Here is a 22,267-nt window from a genome sequence, read left to right as displayed (position 1 = left end):
GTTTAACTCTGCTAAACTGATCTTCTTAATTAGTTACAATTAGAGATGTTGATGAACAAATATACGACTTATTTTCTGCACGGTATGTGCTTTCTTATTCTGGCCCAGATTATGGTAGGCGTGAATATTGTTGCTTCTAAATACGTGCTGTCGTCAATCCCAATCCTGTTTATATTAACACTACGCTTTACTCTAGCTGCCATTATTTTATTTTTTTTGCATGCGCTCATTTCATCAAAAAAAGCATCAATGAGCTATTATTTTTCTCAATTAAAACAAAAAGATTGGTTTTTTATAATCGCCCAAGCGCTTTCTGCAGGCGTACTTTTTAATTTCTTTATGTTAGGGGGGTTGCAATACACGGATGCCAATGTTGCTGGTATTATTACTAGTGCACTCCCTGCACTTATTGCACTCATGTCTTGGATTATTCTTAGTGAAAAAATATCAGGAAAAAAAATCATTTGTGTGGGGTTTGCCACTTTAGGGCTAGCCATTATTGGATTTGATAAATTAAGTAGTGTTCAAGCGAGCCATTCATTTTGGGGAGATATGCTTGTTTTACTCTCTCTTATACCCGAAGCGACTTACTATATTTTAAGTAAAATGCATACTCCCACCCTTCCTGTATTTTTAATTTCCTCCTTACTTAACGCAATAAATGCCCTATTATTGATGTTGTGTCTGTTTTTTTGCTCTTGGGATAATTTATCGATTCATTTTTTTGATTGGCTTATTTTATTTATTTTAGGTTTAAGCACAGGTCTTTTTTATGTTTTTTGGTTTCTTGGTTGTCAAAAAGTAGACGGAGTAATGGCTTCTTTATCCACAGCAATAATGCCATTGGCTACAGTAATTCTTGCATGGATAGTACTTGGTGAGCGATTAACTATAGGCCAAACCATAGGTATGGGAATGGTTCTTCTCTCTATTGCGGCTTATGCAAGACGGTAGCAATCAACGGTGAATATGGCCTATGATGCATTTATAACAACGATAAAATTAGGAATCTAAATTGATTGCTCAAAAAAGATGGGAGCATTTCTCTCATGAATCAGATATAGGTGTGAGAGGTTGTGGTTCTACTTTATCTGAGGCATTTGCAATGGGAGCTCTTGCATTGACTCATGTCATTACTCATCAATTAATTCAACCAATAAAAAAGCTTCGCATAAGCTGTGAAGCCCCGAATCAAGAGATTTTATTCATTGACTGGTTAAATGCCATTATTTATAACATGGCAATCCATAAGATGCTTTTTAGCCAGTTTGATATCACGATTAAGGGACTAAAATTAACTGCTCTAATTGCAGGAGAACAAGTGGATATTGTTCGGCATCAACCCGCAGTGGAAGTTAAAGGAGCTACTTTTACTGAATTAAAAGTTTATCAAAGCAATCAAACTTGGATAGCACAATGTGTTGTTGATGTATAATTACCAGAATAAACAATTGCAATACACCCTCTTTTAGGAAATAAGGCAAAATCGATGGACTTAAATTTATTAGAAAAAATCAGTGATTTTGAATGGCAAATCCCCAAACACGGTAAAATGCGAGTACCCGGATTTATTTTTGCTTCAGAAAGCTTGTTGCGCGATATGGATATGAAGGTTTATGAACAAGTTTCTAATGTAGCTACATTACCAGGAATTGTTAGTGGCTCCTATGCCATGCCTGATGCTCATTGGGGATATGGCTTTCCTATTGGTGGAGTTGCAGCATTTGATCCTGAGCATGAGGGAATCGTATCTGCGGGAGGAGTTGGTTTTGATATTTCTTGTGGCGTAAGGCTCTTAAGCACTGGGCTTAAACGTGAAGAATTTGAACCTTATAAAGAGCAACTGGCTGATGCTTTATTTGCCCATATTCCAGCAGGTGTAGGGAGCAAAAGTCGTATTAATCTGACGATGAAACAAATGGACGATATGTTACGTGGCGGCGCTGTCTGGGCGGTTAAGCAAGGATACGGAGAAAAGGAAGATTTAGAACGTATTGAGGATTATGGTCGTGTTGATGGAGCGTTACCAGAGCATGTTTCAGAACATGCAAAAAAGCGTCAAAAAAATGAAATGGGTACTTTAGGCTCAGGTAACCATTACTTAGAAATTCAGGAAGTAAAAAAAATATATTGTGACAAAACTGCTGCGGCATTTGGTTTGGCTCAAGGCGATGTAGTAGTGAGTATTCATTGCGGTTCGCGTGGCTTGGGCCACCAAATAGGAACTGATTTTCTACGCTCCATGCTCATTGACGCACAACAACGTGGAATTCAATTAATTGATCGTGAGCTGGCTTGCGCACCTATTCGTTCGCCAATGGGTGAGCGTTACTTAGGGGCGATGCGCGCCGGAATTAATTGTGCTTTAGCGAACCGGGAGATCATTACTCATTTTATGCGCGAAGTTTTTCAAGATGAGATACCTGGCACCAAAATAAACCTGATCTATGATGTTTCCCATAATACCTGTAAAGAAGAAATACACCAAATAAAGGGTAAATCAAAGCGCTTATTTGTACATCGTAAAGGGGCTACCCGAGCGTTTGGACCAGGTCACCCTCAATTAGCCTCTTCTTTTAGTCATGTAGGTCAGCCCGTCATTATTGGGGGCAGTATGGGAACTGCTTCTTATGTTTTAGCAGGAACAGCAAATGCCCAAAATAAGTCTTTTGGTTCAGCGTGTCATGGTGCAGGACGAGCAATGAGTCGACATCAAGCAACAAAACAATGGCAAGGCCAAGATATCATCAAGCAATTAGCCCAACAAGGCATTTTGATTCGCAGCAGTTCCTATCGTGGAGTAGCAGAAGAAGCTCCTGGAGCTTATAAAAATGTGGATCTTGTTGTTGATGCAGCCCAAGATTCTGGTTTAACTAAGAAAGTAGCCAGATTAATCCCTATTGTTTGTGTGAAAGGATAATTTACATTCATGTATCTCTCTTTTTCTTCATCTCCTGTTATTCATTTCGACTGGATTATACTATTTATAGGCTATAGCACTCATAAATTTGAAACATTAATTCAGATAAAACCTTATTTTCTCAATTGAAAACTAAAAATAATTGCTCCCAACAGATACATATGCGTATACTTCCTAAGAGAGATTGACGAAGAACCTTATGAACACAGATCAAAAAATCACCTGCCCAACATGCCAAAAACAAAATACCTGGCACTCGGATAACCCATTCAGACCTTTTTGTTCTGATCGCTGCAAGCTCATTGATTTAGGTGAGTGGGCGAATGAATCACGAAAAATTCCTGGAGCTGCTGCTGATTCAATGCATTCATTTGATATTAATGTGCACCCAAAAAACACGAATGACGAGCTCTTCTAAAATACTCTTCAACTTTATGATTCGAGCCAAAATCGAAAGAAAAAATGGTAGGTAGTTCTACACCCATTCCGAGCGATGTGAGGGATCTTCGGCAAGCAGCTCGGGATGATGTTACAAAGATAGATATTTTAACAGATTTGCCTCACAGAATTATTGACATCCTCATAAGCAGTATTTCTTAAAACATCTCCGTGGGCACTAATAAGATGTTTAAATCTCAATTTTAATAAATGAGCAAAATCATTTCCTTGTACTCCAGTGGCTTTAAGCCAAATAGGTGAGATTCGAGCTTTTGCAATTTCTCCTTGAGAGATCGCCATTTTAGCCGTCTCTTCACTAAAAAATTGATCCACGCTCACCCAATTTTTAATGCTGTCACAACTGATAATAATACCCCCATCATTATCAAAATATAGAAATCCTTCTGCGGGAGTGGCGTTTTTAAACATAAAGAATTGCGTATTTTTTATGGGTAACTTATCAGCATCCTTTAAATATTGTGTTGTAGAATGGTGAGGATTACTCGCTTGCTCTTTAGGTTGAACCGTCCATAAACAGGCATTGTAGCGATCTAAATAAAATTGATCATCCCTACCATGAAAAGCGCCAATACGAATGACATGCTTGACATCCCCTAAGGCATCAAGCTTTCGTAATTCGTCTTCATTCAGACGCACCGTATTAATCAGTGCTAGATCACCATCATTTGCAATAATGGTCATGTTTCTACTGTGTTGAATCTTCTTATTCTCAAAATAAGTGATGTTTGAACCCCGTACTACATAGATACATTCAAATTCTTTAATAATCTCGCCATGAGGCCATAGTGGAGAATATTCTGACATAATACCTTTCGCTTACTAAAATTTTATCAAAAATAGTGTTCTCTTTAGAAAAACAAAATATACATCCAAGAGGAGCACATGAAGCTCCTCCTGCTCAATTACATAAATTGTCTCACACAACGAACCCTAATCGTTGTATTCTTATCGAGGTTCGTTGGATTTCCCTCAGTAAAATTTTCACCCATTGCATTATAAGCTGGACTCACAGATGACTCAGTGGAGCTCCAATAATCACTTGCGAGGTCAAACCCACCTATGTTTGCATGGTATGCCCATAAGCAATGGAGTTGTTCTGAAGAAGGTAAGAACCAATCCGTATAACCTCCCCCATTATATGTAGCACAAAGCCTTGCTGCATAACTGCTACTTGACCCCAATGTATTGACAATCGCTTGCGTATTGCTCGCACCATCTATGGAGCTTTGGGCACCTAGACCTACGGCCCTTCCATACCCTCCCCACATAATGCCTGAACTAATATCTGAAGTCGCTGCGATTAAGTGTAACAATCCTCCACTATCACAGGCAACTATCCCCCCGCCATAACTTTGTCCTATCTGTGGCGCAAAAACGGTTAATGAAGTACTTCCTGAAATTAAGTTTTTGGTAGCAATAATATTAGTTGTTGCTGCAACTCCTTGTGCAGTTACCAATCCTTGACTCCCTACTGCATTAGATACAGTAGCAATAGGTTCATTAGCTGATTGCCAGTATACTTCGGTAGTAATGTCTTTAGTCGTTGAATCAGTATAAGCTCCTGTTGCTATCATTTGCTGGGTTGAATTAATGCCTCTGGGAATAGAACTATCTGCTGGCGTCACTGTAATTCCTGTGAGCACAGCTGCTGAGACCATAATGCCCGTAGTACTTGAAATGCCATTCAAACTCGCTTGAAGTGTAGCATTACCTAAACTTACGGATTGAGCCAAGCCTTGAGTTCCGGTCGCATTAGAGATTGTGACAACATTCGTATCGAAAGAAATCCAAGTTACATCAGTAGTTAAATTTTTCTCGGAAGCATCCGAAAAGACTCCTATCGCTTTATATTGTTGGCTGGTTCCCAATGGAAAGGAAGTATTTGCGGGAGTCACAACAATAGAATCAAGAACAGCCTCAAGGATGTTGAGAGGAGCAGCTCCAGTAACACCGCTTAAACTTGCAGTGATTAGGGTACTACCAACCCCTTTTCCTACAGCCGCTCCAGGACTATCGGGCGCATTGGAAATACTCGCCACATTTGTCTCACTTGAAGCCCATGCTACTTCTTTAGTTAAATCCTGCGTTGTGTTGTCGGTATAAATACCTTTGGCGGTATATTGCTGCGAATAACCATTAGGTATAGAGATATTATAGGGACTAACTATTATGGAGGTGAGCAGAGCTGGAGTCACCGTTAGAAATGCATTACCAGACACACTTCCATAAGTTGCAGTCATTGTACTTCCTCCGGTGCCAACACCTAGAGCTAATCCCGGAGCATCAGGAGCATTTTCAATGCTTGCAACCAAAGGATTAGAAGAGCTCCAGGTAACAAAAGAAGTTAAATCCTCAGTACTGTTATCTGAATATACTCCTGTTGCCATAAATTGTTGCGTTGTTCCTTTATGGATGGATGGATTAACAGGGGTTACCTGTATTAAGCTTAAGGTTGCTGCGGTTACTTTCAATGAAGTACTCATTGCTTGAGCTCCATAAGTAGCCGTAATAGTGGTTGTGCCTAGCGCATTTCCTGAAGCTAAGCCTTGGCTTCCTGAAGCATTAGAGATGTCAGCTACCGTAGAATTTGAGGATGTCCAATTCACTTGCGTCGTCAAATCCAAGGTGCTTCCATTCGATAAGACGCCCGTTGCTGTAAATTGCTGCTTTGTTCCTTTAGCAATAGAAGGCTCACTTGGTGTAATCTGAATTTGAGTCACTACCGCAGTAGTAACTTGTATTGGCGCTGAACCTGATAAACCGTTTAAAGAGGCAGAAATAGTTGTATTACCAGCATTGCCCCCAGTAACAACCCCATAAGATCCCGAAGCATTTGAAACGGTTGCAATGGAGGGATCTGAAGAATGCCAAACTACATTTTTTGTCACATTTCTATGGATTTCATTAGCAAAAAAACCTATGGCATAAAATTTTCTGCTTAAACCTTGTGGAACAGTAGAATTCAACAAAGGCCGTCCATGATAGACTTTAATGGCAAGCAAAGGCGCCACTTTAATACTTAAAATGGATTCTGGGCTGGGCCGTGCACATAAAAAAGGACTTGGGGTCGGATCCTTAGGTCCATTAGTTTTACAGACGATAGGCCCTCCTAAATAAGAAGCAGGCAGTTCATTTCCATTCAATTGCAAAGAAAGCATACAGGATTGATTAGGCGCCAATGTAAAAGGGCTTTTACAGTTTTCTACACCACCCGTATTTTGACTAATTCCTTTTATTGGCACCATGGTTAATGTGCGTGTGAGCTTGGTATTGTTGGTCACTTGATAGTTTATTTTTACTGACCCTGTACTAGGAACTATAACTTGGGTTGGTGTGGTTGCTACGATACTGAATGTCGGTTTAGAAAGTGCCGCCCCCAAAAGAGGAATACATAATCCTAAAATTCCTAGACCTATACGTGTCATCAAAGAAGTAAATCTACATGTCATGGTATGTCCTTAAACTCAGAAACTGATGCTAACTTGTGGTATACAAATGATTTAATTGATCCATCTTATGCGATCAGAAATAATTTGGGTATAGTGTAAGATTAAATTATTGTTTAAGGTAATCCTAGCAATCTGGATGGCTCCGATTACAATGAGCGCACAATCCTTTGATTTCTACAGTACAATTTATAATTGAAAATTGAATGGAGTCAGCTAATTCTTTTACCGGGGTGAAATCTATGATGCATTCTAATTCTTTGACAAAATCACATTGATTGCATATAAGAAATTGTGCTTGCCCCACATGATGTCCATGCAAACAGGCAACATAAGATTTAAGGCTATCAATACAATGAATAAATCCTTCTTGGTGCCAAAATTGAATCGCACGATAAACTGTAGGCGGTTTGGGATTTGCAACTTCCATAGATAATTTTTGCAATATCTCATAAGCACTGAGCGGCACTCTTTCTGCAATTAATATTTTGAGGACACGCTCCCTTGGCTCCGTAAATCGATAACCATGGTTCACACAATGCTTATAGGCCTTGTCCAACAAATTATGCTTCATCAAATCATCTTTAGTTTTTTAGGTTTAAGCTTACTAGTGTATCACAGTCTTCATCTCACGAAAAAAGAATCAAACATGAGACACTGATTATTTTGCGGCACTTAACTGAATGCATGCTTGCTCTAAACCTCATCTTACTACATACCCTTTAATATATCCTTTGCTGTTGCCGCTGAATTTTATACATATCTCTAAAAATGCATTTTGGCTCTACTCTCCGACGTTCAGGGACTTGTTCTTGAGAGTTTCCTACGAAATTAAACCTCTACATACTGCTTTATGGACTCCGGTTAAAAATCTAGTGAAAACATTACGTTGGCCTAAATATGGATAAGAAACACTATTATTTCTCCATTCAATCCCCTCTTCCCCATATTAAGCACGGTGGAGGGAGAAATTTAAAAAGGAGCTTATTCATACGTTAAGTTAATGTGAGTTTCGTCTCTGCGAACCTGGATTTACTTCGAACCGTTCGGGCTGAGGAAGCGCATAGCGCTGTCTCGAAGCCCTAGTACGAATTTTCAAGTTCTGGACTAAGGCTTCGAGACGGCATAAATGCCTCCTCAGCCCGAATGGTTCGCGATGGAGGATGGATCTAAATAGATTCTTTATTAGATCTTTGGATCCCGTGGACAAGCCACGGAAAGTAGGCACGGGCCTTAACCGAATGTGAGTTTCGTCTCTGCGAACCTGGATTTACTTCGAACCGTTCGGGCTGAGGAAGCGCATCGCGCTGTCTCGAAGCCCTAGTACGAATTTTCAAGTTCTGGACTAAGGCTTCGAGACGGCATGAATGCCTCCTCAGCCCGAATGGTTCGCAATGGAGGATGGATCTAAATAGATTCTTTATTAGATCTTTGGATCCCGTGGACAAGCCACGGAAAGTAGGCACGGGCCTTAACCGAATGTGAGTTTCGTCTCTGCGAACCTGGATTTACTTCGAACCGTTCGGGCTGAGGAAGCGCATCGCGCTGTCTCGAAGCCCTAGTACGAATTTTCAAGTTCTGGACTAAGGCTTCGAGACGGCATGAATGCCTCCTCAGCCCGAATGGTTCGCGATGGAGGATGGATCTAAATAGATTCTTTATTAGATCTTTGGATCCCGTGGACAAGCCACGGAAAGTAGGCACGGGCCTTAACCGAATGTGAGTTTCGTCTCTGCGAACCTGGATTTACTTCGAACCGTTCGGGCTGAGGAAGCGCATCGCGCTGTCTCGAAGCCCTAGTACGAATTTTCAAGTTCTGGACTAAGGCTTCGAGACGGCATGAATGCCTCCTCAGCCCGAACGGTTCGCGATGGAGGATAGATCGAAATAGATTCTTTATCCAAAACTCGCACTCGCTTAATGTATAAAAATTACTTAATTATTCTTGTTCTTTAGCAATGAATTGTTATAATGTAACACTTTTATGGTGTTGGTGTGCAATTTGAAATATTTTTGAGCCACTTTCCTTTTGGATTTTTAGAGGTAAAAAACCATGTATTATAATTATCGATTGTACCTTTCAGATGATGTCCAACTTCTCGATCCGAAGAAAACCACAGAAAAAATTGAACAAATTTTGAACAAAGCTAAGGAATGGGGAATAGTACGAGTAGCAATCGATTTGACCAGTCAAAATAAAAGCATCAGTTTATTGTGCAAATCCAAAGATACCCTTGCCGTACAAACTAGAGTAACCCAATTATTATTGCCAGAAAATATCCCTGTAAGCGAAAGAATAGAAAAAGAAGCTCTTTCAGATGAAGCAGAGATGGGGTACGAAGATCATCAACATACAACACACACCAAACACCCTTTTCCTAAAAAACGCAAAAAAAAATCCAAACACAATCATTCCCATAACCATGGTCATTGTCCTGACCATTGCCAAAATCATCCCCAAGAGCATAATCATGCTCACTCCCATGACCATACTCATGGCCATGTGCATGGTCATGAGAACCATTGGCTTAAAGCCGCCTTAGGTTTGATTTGGGGAATAGGCTTGCTTGCCCTTTCTATTGCAAGTTTTAATATTCCTATGACCGCCTATTATGTCATAACAGGACTTACCACTTTAATGACATTATATTTGGGGCATACTGTTTATCAATCAGCATGGGAGGCATTGCGGGAAAAAAAATGGGATACCTCAGCTTTATATACAATAAGCACTTTAACCATTGTTGCTGTGTCCGTTATCGGCCTGTTTGTCCCTAGCTTGCCTATGATGTTTGAAGCAGCGCCTCTTGTTTTAGCGTTCTGGCATTTAGCCGAAGGGATTGAACATACTTTAGTAGACGAAATTAATAAAAATTTAGATGTGCGCGATTGCATTGCTCCATTAGTTTTATTAAGAGGTAATCCTGATAAGGAAATTTCCGTCAAAAAACTAATACCTAATGACCTCATTATAGTAAAACAAGGAGAGGTTATTCCTGTTGATGGTGTGTTAACTGAAAAAGCACTGCTTTATACCACACGAATTGATGGTTCGCCCTATCTTAAGGAATTTCAACCAGGCGATGCAGTAAAAGCAGGTATGCGTTTAGCGGATCATCTTCCTTCGGTACAAATGCGCGTTACAAAAACGTATCAAAACTCATATCTATCATTAATCGCAAAAAATATTAATCAAGCAAATAATGAAAAAGCACCTATTGAATTGTTTGCGGAGCGAGTTTTGAAATATTTCATTCCTGGCTTGCTTGCAGTAGCAGCTATTTCAGGTATTGTCATAAGTATATTATTTACTCCCGCGCTTGCCATTCACTGTATCGTATCGGTTCTTGTAAGCGCATGTCCCTGTGCTTTGAGTTTGATTACCCCCATGGCAGTTAAAATCGGAATGAAAAAAGCCTCCGAAAAAGGGATTCAATTTAAAAACGGGCAAGCCTTACAAGCGGCTGCTGACATTGATACCATTGTTTTTGATTTAAATGGCACGCTCACTAAAGGCGAGGTTGTAGTAGATGCACTGTATATTGCCGATAGAAAATTCCTAAGCCATATCGCATTATTAGAAAGTCAATCCGATCATCCCATAGCAAAAATCATTAAATCTTACCTATACAAGCAAAACATTGTAGCCAATGAACTTTTAGAAATCAGTTCAATTGACAAAAGTCATCATTCGGGCATAAAAGGCGTGATCAATGGCGAAAACTATATGATCGGTAATAAAGATATGCTTTTGGCAAACGGAATTACGCATATAGCCGAGCCTTATGATAATCCTGAAAATGGTTCCGTTTATATTGTGCGTGGCGAAAAAGTAATAGGACAAATTGCGCTAACCGACCCTTTGCGTGAAGATGCCATTGCCACTGTAAATTACCTAAAACGTCTTGGTAAAACAGTACATATTTGCACAGGAGCGGACAGAGCAACTGCAGAAAAATATGCATTATTATTAGGTATTTCTAAAGATAATATTTGTACAAATACAGTAGGTGCTGGTGAAGGATCTAAGGCCAGCTATATTCAACGATTAAAAAATAAAGGCTATAAAGTGGCAATGGTGGGTGATGCTGCCAACGATCTTACTGCCTTTGCCTTTTCAAATATAGGTATTGCTATAAAATCTGATATCGGAGATAGCAGCACACAACAGCATGCAGGAATAGTAATCCAACAAGGGTTGTTATTTCCTATCGCCACAGCTTTTGATGTCGCTCAAAAAACCAAAGATAATATTTACCAGAACTTATTTGTGAGTTTGACTTATAACTCAGCAATTACTTTAGTAGCAGCAGGATTATTTGTTGCCTTAGGCTTTACACTCAACCCCGCAATTGGTGTTGCATTAGTAGTGCTTGAATCCACAATTGTATTGGCCAATTTATATCGTTTTAAACAACAAGAAATTGTGTCTGCTACATCAAGCAGCAACAATGCAGTCATGGATCTGGAAAACTCTGAAAATACCACTTCAAAAGTTTTAAATGCTTTGGGTTATCGTGTGCAACCTAAAACAAATTTAGCGATGGCGCAGAAAGTTGATGTAGGGAATTCTCAAGTAAGAAGCTTATTTGCACCTAAAGAGAATTACTCCAAACATTCTCTTAGTGGCACCCAGCAGGAGATCATGTGCCAAATCTGATATCAGGGTTTGTTGATAATTCGTCTACTGAACCCGACGTCCCGCAGACAAGCCGTGGGACGTCGGGAACTAAAATTGTCAACAGACCCTCGTAGATGCATAAACCAAATTATCTGTGCCATTTTCTGGGTTATGTATCAAAATTATTGGTGTCTTATTACGCTAGAGTGTCGTCATCCTTAGTCTTGAGCGAAGGATCCATTGATGAGCAAAGAACTTGGATCTCCCGGTCAAGCCGGAAGATGACGTAATAAATGTAAATCAACAAATTTGTTATACCTCCATTTTCTGGCAAACACTCTGCAAATTTATGACTTACGTTTAAACCATCAGCAATCCCATGACTTAGTAGTTTTTTGGGTTAAAATAAAAACAATTGACACTATGTTCAGCAAAGTGACATAATGAATTTTTATTACATATTGATACTTTTTAATATGCAACACATAAGCGTTCAACAAATGATAATGCGCTACCTGGACACTGTTGTCGAGGTTGGGCGGAGTTATTTGGAAAAAGCGCTAACAAATTAATCCTCCCCAACACCAGTGTCCAGGTTTCGCGATACTGGTTCATAATATGCGGCCAATATAAAGCGCTCAAATTCAAATTTAGCGGCAATAGTCTTAACTTGAGCTTCTTATAAGAGAACGTCAATTTACTACGAATCATTCGGACTGAGGAAGCGCATAGCGCTGTCTCAAAGCCTTAGCACCAATTTCAAGTCCTGTGCTAAGGCTTCAAAATGGAAATTGGATCTAAATAGACTCTTTATCCGGAACTCATGTGAATTTTAATGGCTTTTTACTGCTGAATTTAACCCAGAAATCCATCTATAGAAACAAAATGGATTAATTTGGGAGACTATACGAGGTCATTATAATGAGTTCTAGCGTCACAGACATTGTATCAAAAATTTTTAATGTGGAGTTTGTATTGAAATCTTACATCCAACGCCATGTTAAAGGGGTGCTACCTAAATATACTTATTCTGAGGAGTCAGGAGTAAATCCAGCTTTCCAACGTATTGAGGAAGTTGATACCTTTCTGAGACTTAATGAAAAGCGCATATTTGCATTACGCAGTGATTTTATTCTAGCAACCGGAGTTAAAAATGCAGAACAGCAACATGGTTATCATGGATTAAAAGAAACTTTTGAAAAATCACAATATTCCTACTTAAATTGGAATGATCGATATGGCCATCCTTCCCTTGCCATAGCCGATAATAATTACGATGGGACGGTACTTTATGCTGGATTTATTTGCCAACGAAGTGGGTACTTGGAGGTTTTCTTATCTTCTGGAAGATACAATCGTTGTAATCGAGTTGAAGAAGGAGTTTTACCTTTAACCAAAGAACAAATTCATGTCATTGAGTCTTATCTGTCATTAAAGTTTCAAAAAGCATATGGGCTCCAAAAAATAATATTTTATGATACAACTCCAGAACAGGACGACATTGACTCTGCATTATTTTTTAAGAATAAACCATTTCCTAAAAATAAAAACTCTAGGATTTATCAATCCTCATCAATTAGTGAAGCAGTTAAAATAGCACATCATGATTCATGCTTTGAAAAAGCTCAAAACTATATTAAAAGTAATATTCCTCCCGTTAACCCCAAATACAGCTATTCTGATGAAGGAAGTATTAATCCAGGCTATCAAGAAATTACAAGTATTCACGCTCCCTTGCAGCCCCAAGAAAAGCGAATCTGGGCTTTACGCAGCGATTTTATTTTGGCCACTGGTGTAAAAAATGCCTATGAAAAAGAGTACGGATATATGGGATTTAAGGACAGTTTTAGTAAGTCAGTTCATTCATTTTTAAATTGGAAAGATCGTTATGGTCATCCCTCATTAACAGTACCCGAAGGGGATTATGACGGCTCTGCATTTTATGCAGGATATATTTGTCAACGAAAAGGTTACTTGCAAGTATATCTTGTCTCAGGAAGATTTGAGCGAAATGATTTAAATGAGGAGCAAACTTGTATATTAGAAGCCTATATTGCTGCTCAGTTTCAGGCAGTATATGGTAATCAAGAAATTGTATTCGACTATGGCGACTCCAATATTCCAAGCTATCACGCTACATTTTTTAGTGACAAGCCATTTGAAAAAACCAATCCCCAGCGACGTTACAATCAATCATCAATTCAGAATATTCTCCAAAATATTCCCATCGCTCCACGCAAAGAAAAAGTAGAAAAGAACAAACTCTTTTCAATATAAAAACTCAGGGAATGGATGCCCTCATTTTTATTATGCATACCTATTTATATAGTGTACTCTGTCATTTATCTCTGCTAAAATATCCTTATAAATTAATAGGTTATTGTTTTATCACGAAATTAGGTACAGGGAAGGAGTTGTCAACAAGCCCTGGTTGTTATTATAACGGTTAGAGATAAATCAGTTATGCCCCGTCCTTTTAATGCTCAAGAACTGCAAAAATGTCTAGACGCAATCGTTAAAATACCTATTAGTGAAGTCAAGTATTATCTATTGTTAGCCCTCAATTCCATTAAAAAAGCCGATGCGAATCAGTATCAAGATTTTTTAAAAGAATTAACCCATTTAAGTATCCAATTAATTCGTTTTTTGCGGCCAGAAAATGCTACTTTACCGCATAGGTTGCTTCATGAAATTAATCAATCCTACCAGAAACTCCGCGAGTTTTCTAAGACGAATACAAAGGCCGTGGTCGTTGGTTATGCCATCATTAACCTTGGTTCCACATTATTATCAATTTTTACTGGAGTCCTAGGTGGTTTAGTGGGTTCAATTGCTGGATTAATAAGAAGCGTTTGGGATTTAAACAATCCCTTGAGCTATTTAAAAGACGGAGCGCTCACAGGATTTGCTTTTGGGGCAGCTATTGGTTTTAGAGCCCCCAAAAAACTATTTAAAAATGAACTCACAAGACAATTAAAATTTTGCATTGATAGATTCGAAGAGTGTTTACTCGATATGCATGAACACAAAGTAAAACCTTTTTCATATTATAAAAAACAAGTAAAAACGAGACTATTAAAAGAATGTTTTGACAATAATAAAGAATCCTATAAAAAATTTTTACGGGCAATGCAAACGTTTCAAATAGCAGCATTGAACGCACAATTTGTCAGCAAAAATCTTGAAGGTTATCTAGGACACCATGCGTGCATTATTCTTTCACTGCCCAATCAGAATAAACCTGAACTTATTGAGTTTTCATTAGGTGAATCTGATGTGATAACGCGACGGCTTACTCAACATGAAGAACGAAAGGTAACGGGTGAAAAGATTGTGGACATGATGGCTTTTCATCAGCAATTGCAAGAAACACAGTCATGTACTTATAACTATATTTTCACCAAAATGAAAGCGGGTGAAAACGATTGTTTTCGCTATATTGAAAAAATTCTACTTTGTACCGGTCAAAAAACAACAAAATTGCAGCGTTTTAACGGTAGTGAAAATTGGATTGGAAAAAATATAATAGGCTTTTTTGTTGAAAAACTAAGTCCTTTTAAACAAAATGTTTTTGAAAACGAGCCTTTCTCCAAGCAAGACATCTCCCAAAGGAAGTTATCCTTTTAGCTCTCACAGCATCTTTCTCCTCATAATTAGTAAAGAGGTTTATTTAAAAACCTCTTTTATTTAGGACTCATCTCAAGGAGCATCGACTCAAAACACGTTATATCCAACGATGAATTTGTTGTTCTACGGCAATGGATAATAAACGGTGCGCCATGTCAGTTGGATGAAGTTCATCCGCAAAAACATAACCATTGGAGCCCATAGTGCATACTATTGAAGGCACATAAGAAGGTAATACACCTGGAGTAAGCGGGACAATATAACCACATACAGGAGAATTATAGTTAGTAAAGTAAAATGACTCCCCTCCTACTACATAAGGCCTTCCTGCTTTAGTTGCAAGAATAACATTGTCCAGGAGATCATAAACGTCTACATATAAAATTTTAGTACCATACTTGGCTTTAACTCTACCTAATTCTTGATTGAGCATGGAATTGAAGGTAAATGTTGCGGTTTTCATATCCCCCGGAAGTGATGGAGGAGCGAGTCCCACCGTTACAAGATCATTTATAAATGGCGTATAACCAATATTAGGCAAGCTCAGAACGACGACTCTTTTCGCTCCGTGTTTACTGAGTAAAGCTATTTCCTGAGCAATATTTTTTGCTGCGGCATTTGCTGTTTCTAAGAGTAGAAGTTGAAATATCGGTGATGTTGATGAGGTGCTAAACACTGTAAGAATGTCGTTTGCACCTGACCAAATGAAAATCATAGCATTAGGATCTACAGTGGGATGCGTTGTCAAAAACTGATTGACTTGAGCATGCAGGGAAGGTGCCCATTTCAAACCAAATCCTATCGAATTAGTGGAACTACCACCAGCAGCATAATCAATACCTTTGAGCATGCCTGATACAGGACAAGCCGGACTTGGGCATTGGGACTGAATAGGGGGAGTAGTATTATTTGTAACCTCATCGTTAGGAAGATTGGGGTAAGTAATTGGATATTGTGCAGGTAAAGTTAATGCAAAGCCTTTAATATCACGCGCCACGTACTGTGCCCAAGTATAACCTGCATAAGTGGTAAAGGTAGGCGCCTTACCTGAGGGGGTTGGAAAATAATCGTTATACCCACTATCTGTTAAACTATCACCGAAAAAATAAACCTGGCTGATCCGCTCAAAGGGTATTGCGTGTGCAGAATTGATTAAACTAAAACATACAATTGCCAAACTGGCTGAACGAGATATATTCCTTTGTATGTGCTCTGCAAGCTCCATTATTTTTTTTAACATGCGACCACCTCCTTTGAATTAGTTAAATTTGTATCGGGCAGCCAGTGCCACAATATCAACTGAACCACTGTAGTTCGCTGATACCTGATTTACTTCCAATGGCGCGGTGCTCGTTGCACTACTTCCACTAGCTTGAATGACATTGACCGTTTGGTCTTGTAGGAAGATATGTGCATAAGCCGCATCAATTGATATATGTTTATTAACTGTATAACTTGCGCCAATATTAACCCAATAGCGATCAGAATCCGGAATACGTGGGTCTCTGAAGCTGGTGGTTGGGGTCTCATCATAAGCAATACCACCGCGGAACGTCCATACAGGAGTCCAATGATACTCCGCACCTAATGCTCCAAACCAAGCATTTCTCCACCGTGTTTGAATCGTGCTGTTGGTAGCAAAAGCATCTGGCATATTAATGCTAATCTGGTTGAAAACATCCCAGAAATTGATTTGTGCCGAGGCTTTGATTGTCCAATTAGCGATATCCTGAGCCGCGCTTAATGTTAAAATTTGCGGTGTTTTCACAGATGTATTAACACGAGTTTGTGCATTAAACAGGAAATTTGGTGATGGTGCCGGAACTGTCTCTCCTGGTAAAATGTATTGCTGCCCATGACCTTTTAGTGTCTCTGCAATTTGGGAACGATAGCCTATACCAAGGCGCGTGTTTACAAACGGCTTATAGAGAATTCCTAGATTATAGCCATACCCCCACCCCTCTCCTCTAAGATGAGTTGGTAGATTTGCGGCAATCAAAGCATCAATAGGAGCTATTCCAGTATAGGCTCCATTAAAATTAGAAAAAGTTGCCTGCATCCACTGAGCTTGAAAGCCCCCACCTATAGCTAACTTATCATTAATTGAATAAGAAAGCGCAGGATTAATATTTATGGTTTTAACCGCACTATAAACAGCAGCAAAACGTACTACAGAATCGTAGTTATAAGCTGTTTTCAAACCGTAAGGAGCAAGTAAAGCCAATCCAGCGACAAATTTATTATTAATTCGCCAACCAAAATATCCATCTGGAACAAATGCAGAAGGTGAAACACTTCCTTGGCGATGGCTACCTTTAACTGTTGCAGTAATACTGCTAGGAGGAATTCCCGGAATATTAACTGTATGTCTCGCATGCGCATCCGTCATCTTAGCATGCGGAAAAAGCTCACTTGCGCCCAGATACCCTTGAGTTTCTATTAAAGTTGATAATGTTGCTGGATTAATAAACATTGCTGAGACATCATTATTTGCTGCTGCAGCACCAGCAGTTGCATCACCTTGTAAGCTAGGGCTAATCTCATTAATTTGGAAGCCAGCAGCGAAAGATGTGGTGCTCAAAATAGATTGTGATACTAGAATGGCAATTACAGACAGTCGTGATTGTGAATATAAACATCCCATGATTATAGCATCCTTTGCTAAGGGTAGAACTCTTAATTTTGCACAATACCTTCATCTCTGTCTATAAGAACATTCAGTGAATAAGTACTTAAATTTTAAATAATTTTCACTAAAGGCTGTTGACATATATCCTTAGCTTACAATCTTGTTTTGCTCATTAAAGGAATAACAATATTTAGCACCAATGTCGGTATATAAATGCAGGAAGTGAATCACTTAAGCCTAGCCATAGCGATTAGGGTTTGTTGTTAAAACACCTAGGAATATAATTATATCCAGCTGCTAAATCTTGATACAAATTAACAACAGTAATTAATTGCTCTAACTTATGTTGATTGACGTCAATAGCCAGTTCGTCTAGCCTCACTTTTTCTTTGATCAAACTCAGGTGACTGATAATTCCTCTCTGATATAAAGTCTGGTTTAAACGATAAGCATTAGTGAGTTCTCGTTCTGCTTTTAGTACATCATTAAGGCGGTTGGTATACAATTCATGAGCCGACAAATCATTAGTTACATCCCTAAGCACTTTGCGCAAGGTATCGCTATATCGATAATAAGAAGCTTTATCCAATCCTTTAGCTTTGGCTAATTGTCCATACGTCGATGCTCTTAAAAATGGAACTTCAACAATAGCTTGGTTAAAATGAATCGCCTGGCCTAGTTGCCCGCCATTTTCAACTTTAGCAATTTCACCTCGAGCCATTGCTAAGTTAATTGTCGGTAATAAATGAGCAAAAGCAATACCAATCCCTGCATTAACGGCAAATAACTCTTGTCTCGCTTGCTCCATATCAGGTCGATTTTCAATGATATTTATTGGAAGAGCACCAATAATCATTTTTTGACCATTTAAATCCTTGAAACGACGACTCACGAAAATCTTATCTGGATTTTCATCTAATAAATAATGCAAAGCATTTTCATGAACCACAATATTTTGTTGTACTACGCGCTCTTTCGCTTGGATTAAAGAAAGCTCAGTTTTAGCGAGATCTATTTCAGTTCGAGCATATAAACCACCTTGATACATAGTCTGGGCAATCGTAATGAGTTTAGAAAGATCCTGCTCCAAAGCCTGCAGCAACGTTAAGCGTTCTATCTGGCTCAAATAATTAAAATAATTGCTGACAATCTGACTTATCACGGCCAGTCGAACACCATGATATATTGCTTTTGTCGCTTTTAATTCATATTTGGCTTTTTGTTGTTCTTTAATCTGTTTAAAAATATTAAGAGTATAAGTAGGCACTACAGTGAGCAAAACCCCTGGAAAACCTAGATAAGGAAATGAAGAATAACCCGCATTTCCAGTAACGTCAGGAATCCAATTCAACTGTACACGCCTTAATTCACCTTGAGCTGCTTCGATATGAGCAACAGCGACGTTAATGTCATTATTATAAATTAAACCTCTATCAATGAATGAATCTAAATTAGGATCTTTAAATTGTTGCCACCATGCAAAACAAGGTAGGTTTTCATTGGAATTCATGTAATGGGTATCTTTAGCAGCCCACTGATCGGGAACCACTAGTACAGGATTTTGGGCATGCCGCGTGCAAGAGCTTAAAATGAAACTCAAAGTGAGTAAGCCAATTGTCCTTATCAATTTACTCTCCAATGTATTTTATCCTTTGGCTTTGGTTTTCCCGAGCAAGTTGCTCGAGTATGTTTTGAGTTTCTAATTCCAACAACTCATTACGATGAGGTGATAAAATGAATAGTCTACGTATATTATGATAGGCTTGTTGCACCACAGAGCTAAAAAAAGACAACTCCTCAAGAAAATTTATTTCTGGATGCGTCTCATGTTTTGCTGCATCAACAAAGGCATACAAATCCAATATATTTGTGTTTAATTCAATACTTACGTGTAAATAACTACTATCGCGCATTGGTCGTTGGATTACTATATGAAAGAGCTTATTTAAACGTGTAATAATTCTTTTTTGCAAATCAAGATAAAATTTGCGTGATAATTGGCTACCCCGAAATACGAAAAACTCAAACATGAAACACAATAAAAAAGCAACGACGGTGGACAATAGATAGTCAAAAAAGAAATTAGGAACAGCATAATTATTTCCCCCATAATAATCAGTGCCTAATGAGGTCAAAGTCACGGTAAAAATAGTTGGAAATGCATAAAGTTTACCTAAAGAAAAGTAAGCCATAAATACAATAAAAGGAATAACAATCAAGATTAAACGAAAATCTATTTGTCCCATAACCCACAAAAAATAAGAAAGGAGCAATCCCAAAACAGCCCCCCAGAATCGGTGGGTAGTACGTAATAAGCTTGCCCCCTTATCAAAACCTGCATAAATCATCATTACAGCAAAACCTATCCATCCAGCATGGGAATATCCCATTAGCCGCTGAACGGCCAAAGCTGTGGCAAAAACAAGGCAAATCTGTAATGCTCGCGTTTTTCGATAATCTATATTTTTAAACACAGATAATTCCAAGAATGTACTAATTTATTTAAAATGACCCAAGGCGTTGGGGCTAAATCACAAGGCCGTTCTTTTTCAACTGCTTGTTTAAAAACATGGAGCTTTTGAATAAATAAGTTAATCTTTTCACTATCCATCATAATTGCCTCTGCCTCAGTAACACAAACTAATAAATGCAATTGATTCATCAGTAAATTAATCTTCCAAATCGAACGCAGTGGAAAAGAACGAGGTAACATTCTTGTATAGCGTACTAAATGGGTCGTATGGCCGCGGACTGGATCAAAAACAATTCTTTGATTTGCAACCATTAAGGATAAATGCTCCGTAATTTGTGCCATCAATAATAATAATGCTCTTAACCACAGACGATAATAATAGCTGCGAGGAAAAAAAGCTAATGCAGCAAAAACTACTGCCATTGCAATGAACGTGTTTAAGCAATTATTTAAGATTGCATAAAAACTGGTATTAATCTCTCCATACAATAAAGAATAAGCACCTAAACTTAATGCAACGGGTGCAATAACAATGGTATGCATTCTGCTTTTAATGGCAATTAAATACAGCAGAAAAGAATAAAAAAATGCAAGAATAGGAAAAAAAGGGGTAATAGAAAAAATATCAAAGAAAAACGCACTAATAGCAGACCATAATATACAATAAAAAAGCAGTAAGTTTTTTTTCTTCATAGTTTCGCCAACAACTTCGGCAGCCATTGCTGTTAGAGGAATATAAAAATAATAAAAGTAAGGGTTAGGAATGGAAAAAACAAAGTTAACCGCAAATAGAATCAACAAAACATAAGTAGCTTTCATTCCATTTACGCGATGATTCCCATATGGATCATAAACTTCAATGATGTGAGTGAGTTTTGATATAAACATAAGCACTGGCACCAGGATGAAGAGGATATTTAGGATCTGGATCAAGAATTTCTATCTGAATTGGAAAACGTTGAGGCTCCAAAAGCCATTGATTGTTGCTACCCACTTTTTGTTGTTGCGTGCGTGGATCTGTTGTTTGCCGGTCCGCCGCCCATATAGTATTGACTATCCGTCCATGAAAGATTTTATTAAAATAATACATACGCAGCATTATGTACACCTTATCGCCAGGCCTTACTCGCCGTAAGTCAGTTTCATATAAGTTTGCCTGTACCCACCACTTTGACGTATCGATAAATGAGAATAAAGGTTCATGAATTTTAACGGGTGTTCCTGGACCAATATAAAGATTATCAACGACTCCATCGGCCGGAGCTCTGACTGTAGTTAAATCAAGATTAACGCGAGCATTATGTTTTTCTGCGTTGAGTGCTTTAATGAGTTTTCTTTGTTGAATAATTTGCTGATCTTCAATAGCAATTTGTTTTTTCAGTGAATCCATCTTCTGTTCAAGCGAATGTAAATCATAATCAAGCGTGCGCACTTCAAGTTTTGACAAAGCCTCACGTACACTAGGCGCTTTTTTTAATTGGTATTCAAATTTGGCTTTTTCGTAAGCATATTTTGCAGCAGCTAATAATGTTTCCGTTTTTTGCGTTTGGCGATCAATCACTTTGAGAGATTCTATTGCTTCTTCATGCCGTGCTTTTGCATATTCATAAGTTAAACGATAAGGTTTCTGATAAACCTCAAACAAAGGCTGATCTTTTTTAACAATACTCCCATTATGTACATAAATCTTAGTAATGAAACCGGAAACATCTGCGGCAACAGGTGTGACATTAGTCACAACGAAAGCATGGCTTGTAAAAGGAATCAAATAAGAAAAAATATGATAAATACCAATTAATACACTGATAACAATCACAATGACAGGTAAATTAATCTCATTTTTTGAGACTTTAAATATCCTTTTCATGAAATACCTTTTTAGCTCATTGATGCAGATTAAAATTTTCGCTACTTCAAATAAACATTAACTTTACAGTAAATAGCAATTTTTTCCAAAACCACTGCAAACAACGTATTATAAAGCATGCGATAATTTTGCATATGCGCTTTAAGAAACTTATTTTTATTTTAAAGTTATCTTAAATAAACTCTTATATTGTTATACTTAATGAAGATTATGGGACAATCATTA

16 protein-coding genes are annotated in these 22,267 nt (G+C 38.3%); 7 read left to right on the top strand and 9 right to left on the bottom strand.

The window, feature by feature from the left end:
- Window positions 1–45: 45 nt before the first annotated feature.
- From DYH34_RS03925 to yacG, 4 genes are all read left to right on the top strand, one after another.
- On the top strand, window positions 46–954 hold the full coding sequence (locus tag DYH34_RS03925; protein WP_058465917.1) for a DMT family transporter: 909 nt from the start codon (window positions 46–48) through the stop codon (window positions 952–954).
- A 61-nt stretch (window positions 955–1,015) separates the two neighbouring features.
- Window positions 1,016–1,435 (top strand): archease, encoded by a 420-nt coding sequence (locus tag DYH34_RS03920; protein ID WP_058465916.1) that lies wholly within the window; start codon window positions 1,016–1,018, stop codon window positions 1,433–1,435.
- Window positions 1,436–1,489: 54 nt separating this feature from the next.
- On the top strand, window positions 1,490–2,920 hold the full coding sequence (locus tag DYH34_RS03915) for an RtcB family protein (RefSeq protein ID WP_058465915.1): 1,431 nt from the start codon (window positions 1,490–1,492) through the stop codon (window positions 2,918–2,920).
- Window positions 2,921–3,119: 199 nt separating this feature from the next.
- Window positions 3,120–3,338, top strand: coding sequence for a DNA gyrase inhibitor YacG (yacG, locus tag DYH34_RS03910; protein WP_058465914.1), 219 nt, complete (start codon window positions 3,120–3,122; stop codon window positions 3,336–3,338).
- Window positions 3,339–3,466: 128 nt separating this feature from the next.
- Here yacG and DYH34_RS03905 read toward each other — a convergent pair whose 3' ends face one another.
- The 3 genes from DYH34_RS03905 to DYH34_RS03895 form a co-directional block, all read right to left on the bottom strand.
- Window positions 3,467–4,183 (bottom strand): hypothetical protein, encoded by a 717-nt coding sequence (locus DYH34_RS03905; RefSeq protein WP_058465913.1) that lies wholly within the window; start codon window positions 4,181–4,183, stop codon window positions 3,467–3,469.
- Window positions 4,184–4,281: 98 nt separating this feature from the next.
- A complete protein-coding gene (locus tag DYH34_RS03900; RefSeq protein ID WP_058465912.1) occupies window positions 4,282–6,828 on the bottom strand; it encodes an Ig-like domain-containing protein in 2,547 nt (848 codons plus the stop codon).
- 124 nt (window positions 6,829–6,952) lie between these two features.
- Entirely contained in the window at window positions 6,953–7,399 is a 447-nt protein-coding gene (locus DYH34_RS03895; protein ID WP_058465911.1) for a Fur family transcriptional regulator, read from the bottom strand.
- Window positions 7,400–8,878: 1,479 nt separating this feature from the next.
- On the opposite strand from DYH34_RS03895, the gene DYH34_RS03890 reads away from it, so the two are divergent.
- From DYH34_RS03890 to DYH34_RS03880, 3 genes are all read left to right on the top strand, one after another.
- Window positions 8,879–11,485 carry a heavy metal translocating P-type ATPase gene (locus tag DYH34_RS03890; protein WP_058465910.1) on the top strand — a complete coding sequence of 869 codons (2,607 nt, stop codon included), beginning with the start codon at window positions 8,879–8,881 and terminating at the stop codon, window positions 11,483–11,485.
- Window positions 11,486–12,367: 882 nt separating this feature from the next.
- A complete protein-coding gene (locus DYH34_RS03885) occupies window positions 12,368–13,723 on the top strand; it encodes a hypothetical protein (RefSeq protein WP_058465909.1) in 1,356 nt (451 codons plus the stop codon).
- Between the two features lie 186 nt (window positions 13,724–13,909).
- On the top strand, window positions 13,910–15,073 hold the full coding sequence (locus DYH34_RS03880) for a hypothetical protein (protein ID WP_058465908.1): 1,164 nt from the start codon (window positions 13,910–13,912) through the stop codon (window positions 15,071–15,073).
- Window positions 15,074–15,170: 97 nt separating this feature from the next.
- On the opposite strand, the gene DYH34_RS03875 is transcribed toward DYH34_RS03880, so the two are convergent.
- The 6 genes from DYH34_RS03875 to DYH34_RS03850 all read right to left on the bottom strand — a co-directional run bounded on the left by DYH34_RS03875 (window position 15,171) and on the right by DYH34_RS03850 (window position 22,042).
- Complete coding sequence (locus DYH34_RS03875) at window positions 15,171–16,313, bottom strand: SGNH/GDSL hydrolase family protein (protein WP_058465907.1); 1,143 nt, start codon at window positions 16,311–16,313, stop codon at window positions 15,171–15,173.
- An 18-nt stretch (window positions 16,314–16,331) separates the two neighbouring features.
- Window positions 16,332–17,717: an OmpP1/FadL family transporter gene (locus tag DYH34_RS03870; protein WP_058465906.1), complete on the bottom strand. Its 1,386-nt coding sequence runs from the start codon at window positions 17,715–17,717 to the stop codon at window positions 16,332–16,334.
- Window positions 17,718–17,952: 235 nt separating this feature from the next.
- Window positions 17,953–19,329: a TolC family protein gene (locus tag DYH34_RS03865; protein ID WP_058465905.1), complete on the bottom strand. Its 1,377-nt coding sequence runs from the start codon at window positions 19,327–19,329 to the stop codon at window positions 17,953–17,955.
- 1 nt (window position 19,330) lies between these two features.
- Window positions 19,331–20,176 carry an FUSC family protein gene (locus DYH34_RS03860; protein WP_238589554.1) on the bottom strand — a complete coding sequence of 282 codons (846 nt, stop codon included), beginning with the start codon at window positions 20,174–20,176 and terminating at the stop codon, window positions 19,331–19,333.
- Window positions 20,161–21,063: a hypothetical protein gene (locus tag DYH34_RS03855; RefSeq protein ID WP_058465903.1), complete on the bottom strand. Its 903-nt coding sequence runs from the start codon at window positions 21,061–21,063 to the stop codon at window positions 20,161–20,163. Before DYH34_RS03855 ends, DYH34_RS03860 begins: the two co-directional genes overlap by 16 nt.
- The gene (locus tag DYH34_RS03850) at window positions 21,032–22,042 is read right to left on the bottom strand and encodes an HlyD family secretion protein (protein ID WP_058465902.1); all 1,011 of its coding nucleotides are present in this window, start codon (window positions 22,040–22,042) and stop codon (window positions 21,032–21,034) included. The genes DYH34_RS03855 and DYH34_RS03850 overlap by 32 nt, the downstream gene beginning before the upstream one ends.
- Window positions 22,043–22,267: the final 225 nt, after the last annotated feature.

Origin of the sequence: Legionella cincinnatiensis (assembly GCF_900452415.1) — a bacterium.
GTDB lineage: Bacteria > Pseudomonadota > Gammaproteobacteria > Legionellales > Legionellaceae > Legionella > Legionella cincinnatiensis.
Note: the sequence above shows the minus strand (reverse complement) of the source record. Positions and strands in the feature narration are given on the sequence as shown.

Excerpts from the sequence above, each read along its gene's own strand:
- DYH34_RS03925 (WP_058465917.1), top strand. The coding sequence starts at position 46 with ATGTTGATGAACAAATATACGACTTATTTTCTGCACGGTATGTGCTTT.
- DYH34_RS03915 (WP_058465915.1), top strand. The coding sequence starts at position 1,490 with ATGGACTTAAATTTATTAGAAAAAATCAGTGATTTTGAATGGCAAATC.
- yacG (WP_058465914.1), top strand. The coding sequence starts at position 3,120 with ATGAACACAGATCAAAAAATCACCTGCCCAACATGCCAAAAACAAAAT.
- DYH34_RS03905 (WP_058465913.1), bottom strand. The coding sequence starts at position 4,183 with ATGTCAGAATATTCTCCACTATGGCCTCATGGCGAGATTATTAAAGAA.
- DYH34_RS03900 (WP_058465912.1), bottom strand. The coding sequence starts at position 6,828 with ATGACATGTAGATTTACTTCTTTGATGACACGTATAGGTCTAGGAATT.
- DYH34_RS03895 (WP_058465911.1), bottom strand. The coding sequence starts at position 7,399 with ATGAAGCATAATTTGTTGGACAAGGCCTATAAGCATTGTGTGAACCAT.
- DYH34_RS03890 (WP_058465910.1), top strand. The coding sequence starts at position 8,879 with ATGTATTATAATTATCGATTGTACCTTTCAGATGATGTCCAACTTCTC.
- DYH34_RS03885 (WP_058465909.1), top strand. The coding sequence starts at position 12,368 with ATGAGTTCTAGCGTCACAGACATTGTATCAAAAATTTTTAATGTGGAG.
- DYH34_RS03880 (WP_058465908.1), top strand. The coding sequence starts at position 13,910 with ATGCCCCGTCCTTTTAATGCTCAAGAACTGCAAAAATGTCTAGACGCA.
- DYH34_RS03875 (WP_058465907.1), bottom strand. The coding sequence starts at position 16,313 with ATGTTAAAAAAAATAATGGAGCTTGCAGAGCACATACAAAGGAATATA.
- DYH34_RS03870 (WP_058465906.1), bottom strand. The coding sequence starts at position 17,717 with ATGGGATGTTTATATTCACAATCACGACTGTCTGTAATTGCCATTCTA.
- DYH34_RS03855 (WP_058465903.1), bottom strand. The coding sequence starts at position 21,063 with ATGTTTATATCAAAACTCACTCACATCATTGAAGTTTATGATCCATAT.
- DYH34_RS03850 (WP_058465902.1), bottom strand. The coding sequence starts at position 22,042 with ATGAAAAGGATATTTAAAGTCTCAAAAAATGAGATTAATTTACCTGTC.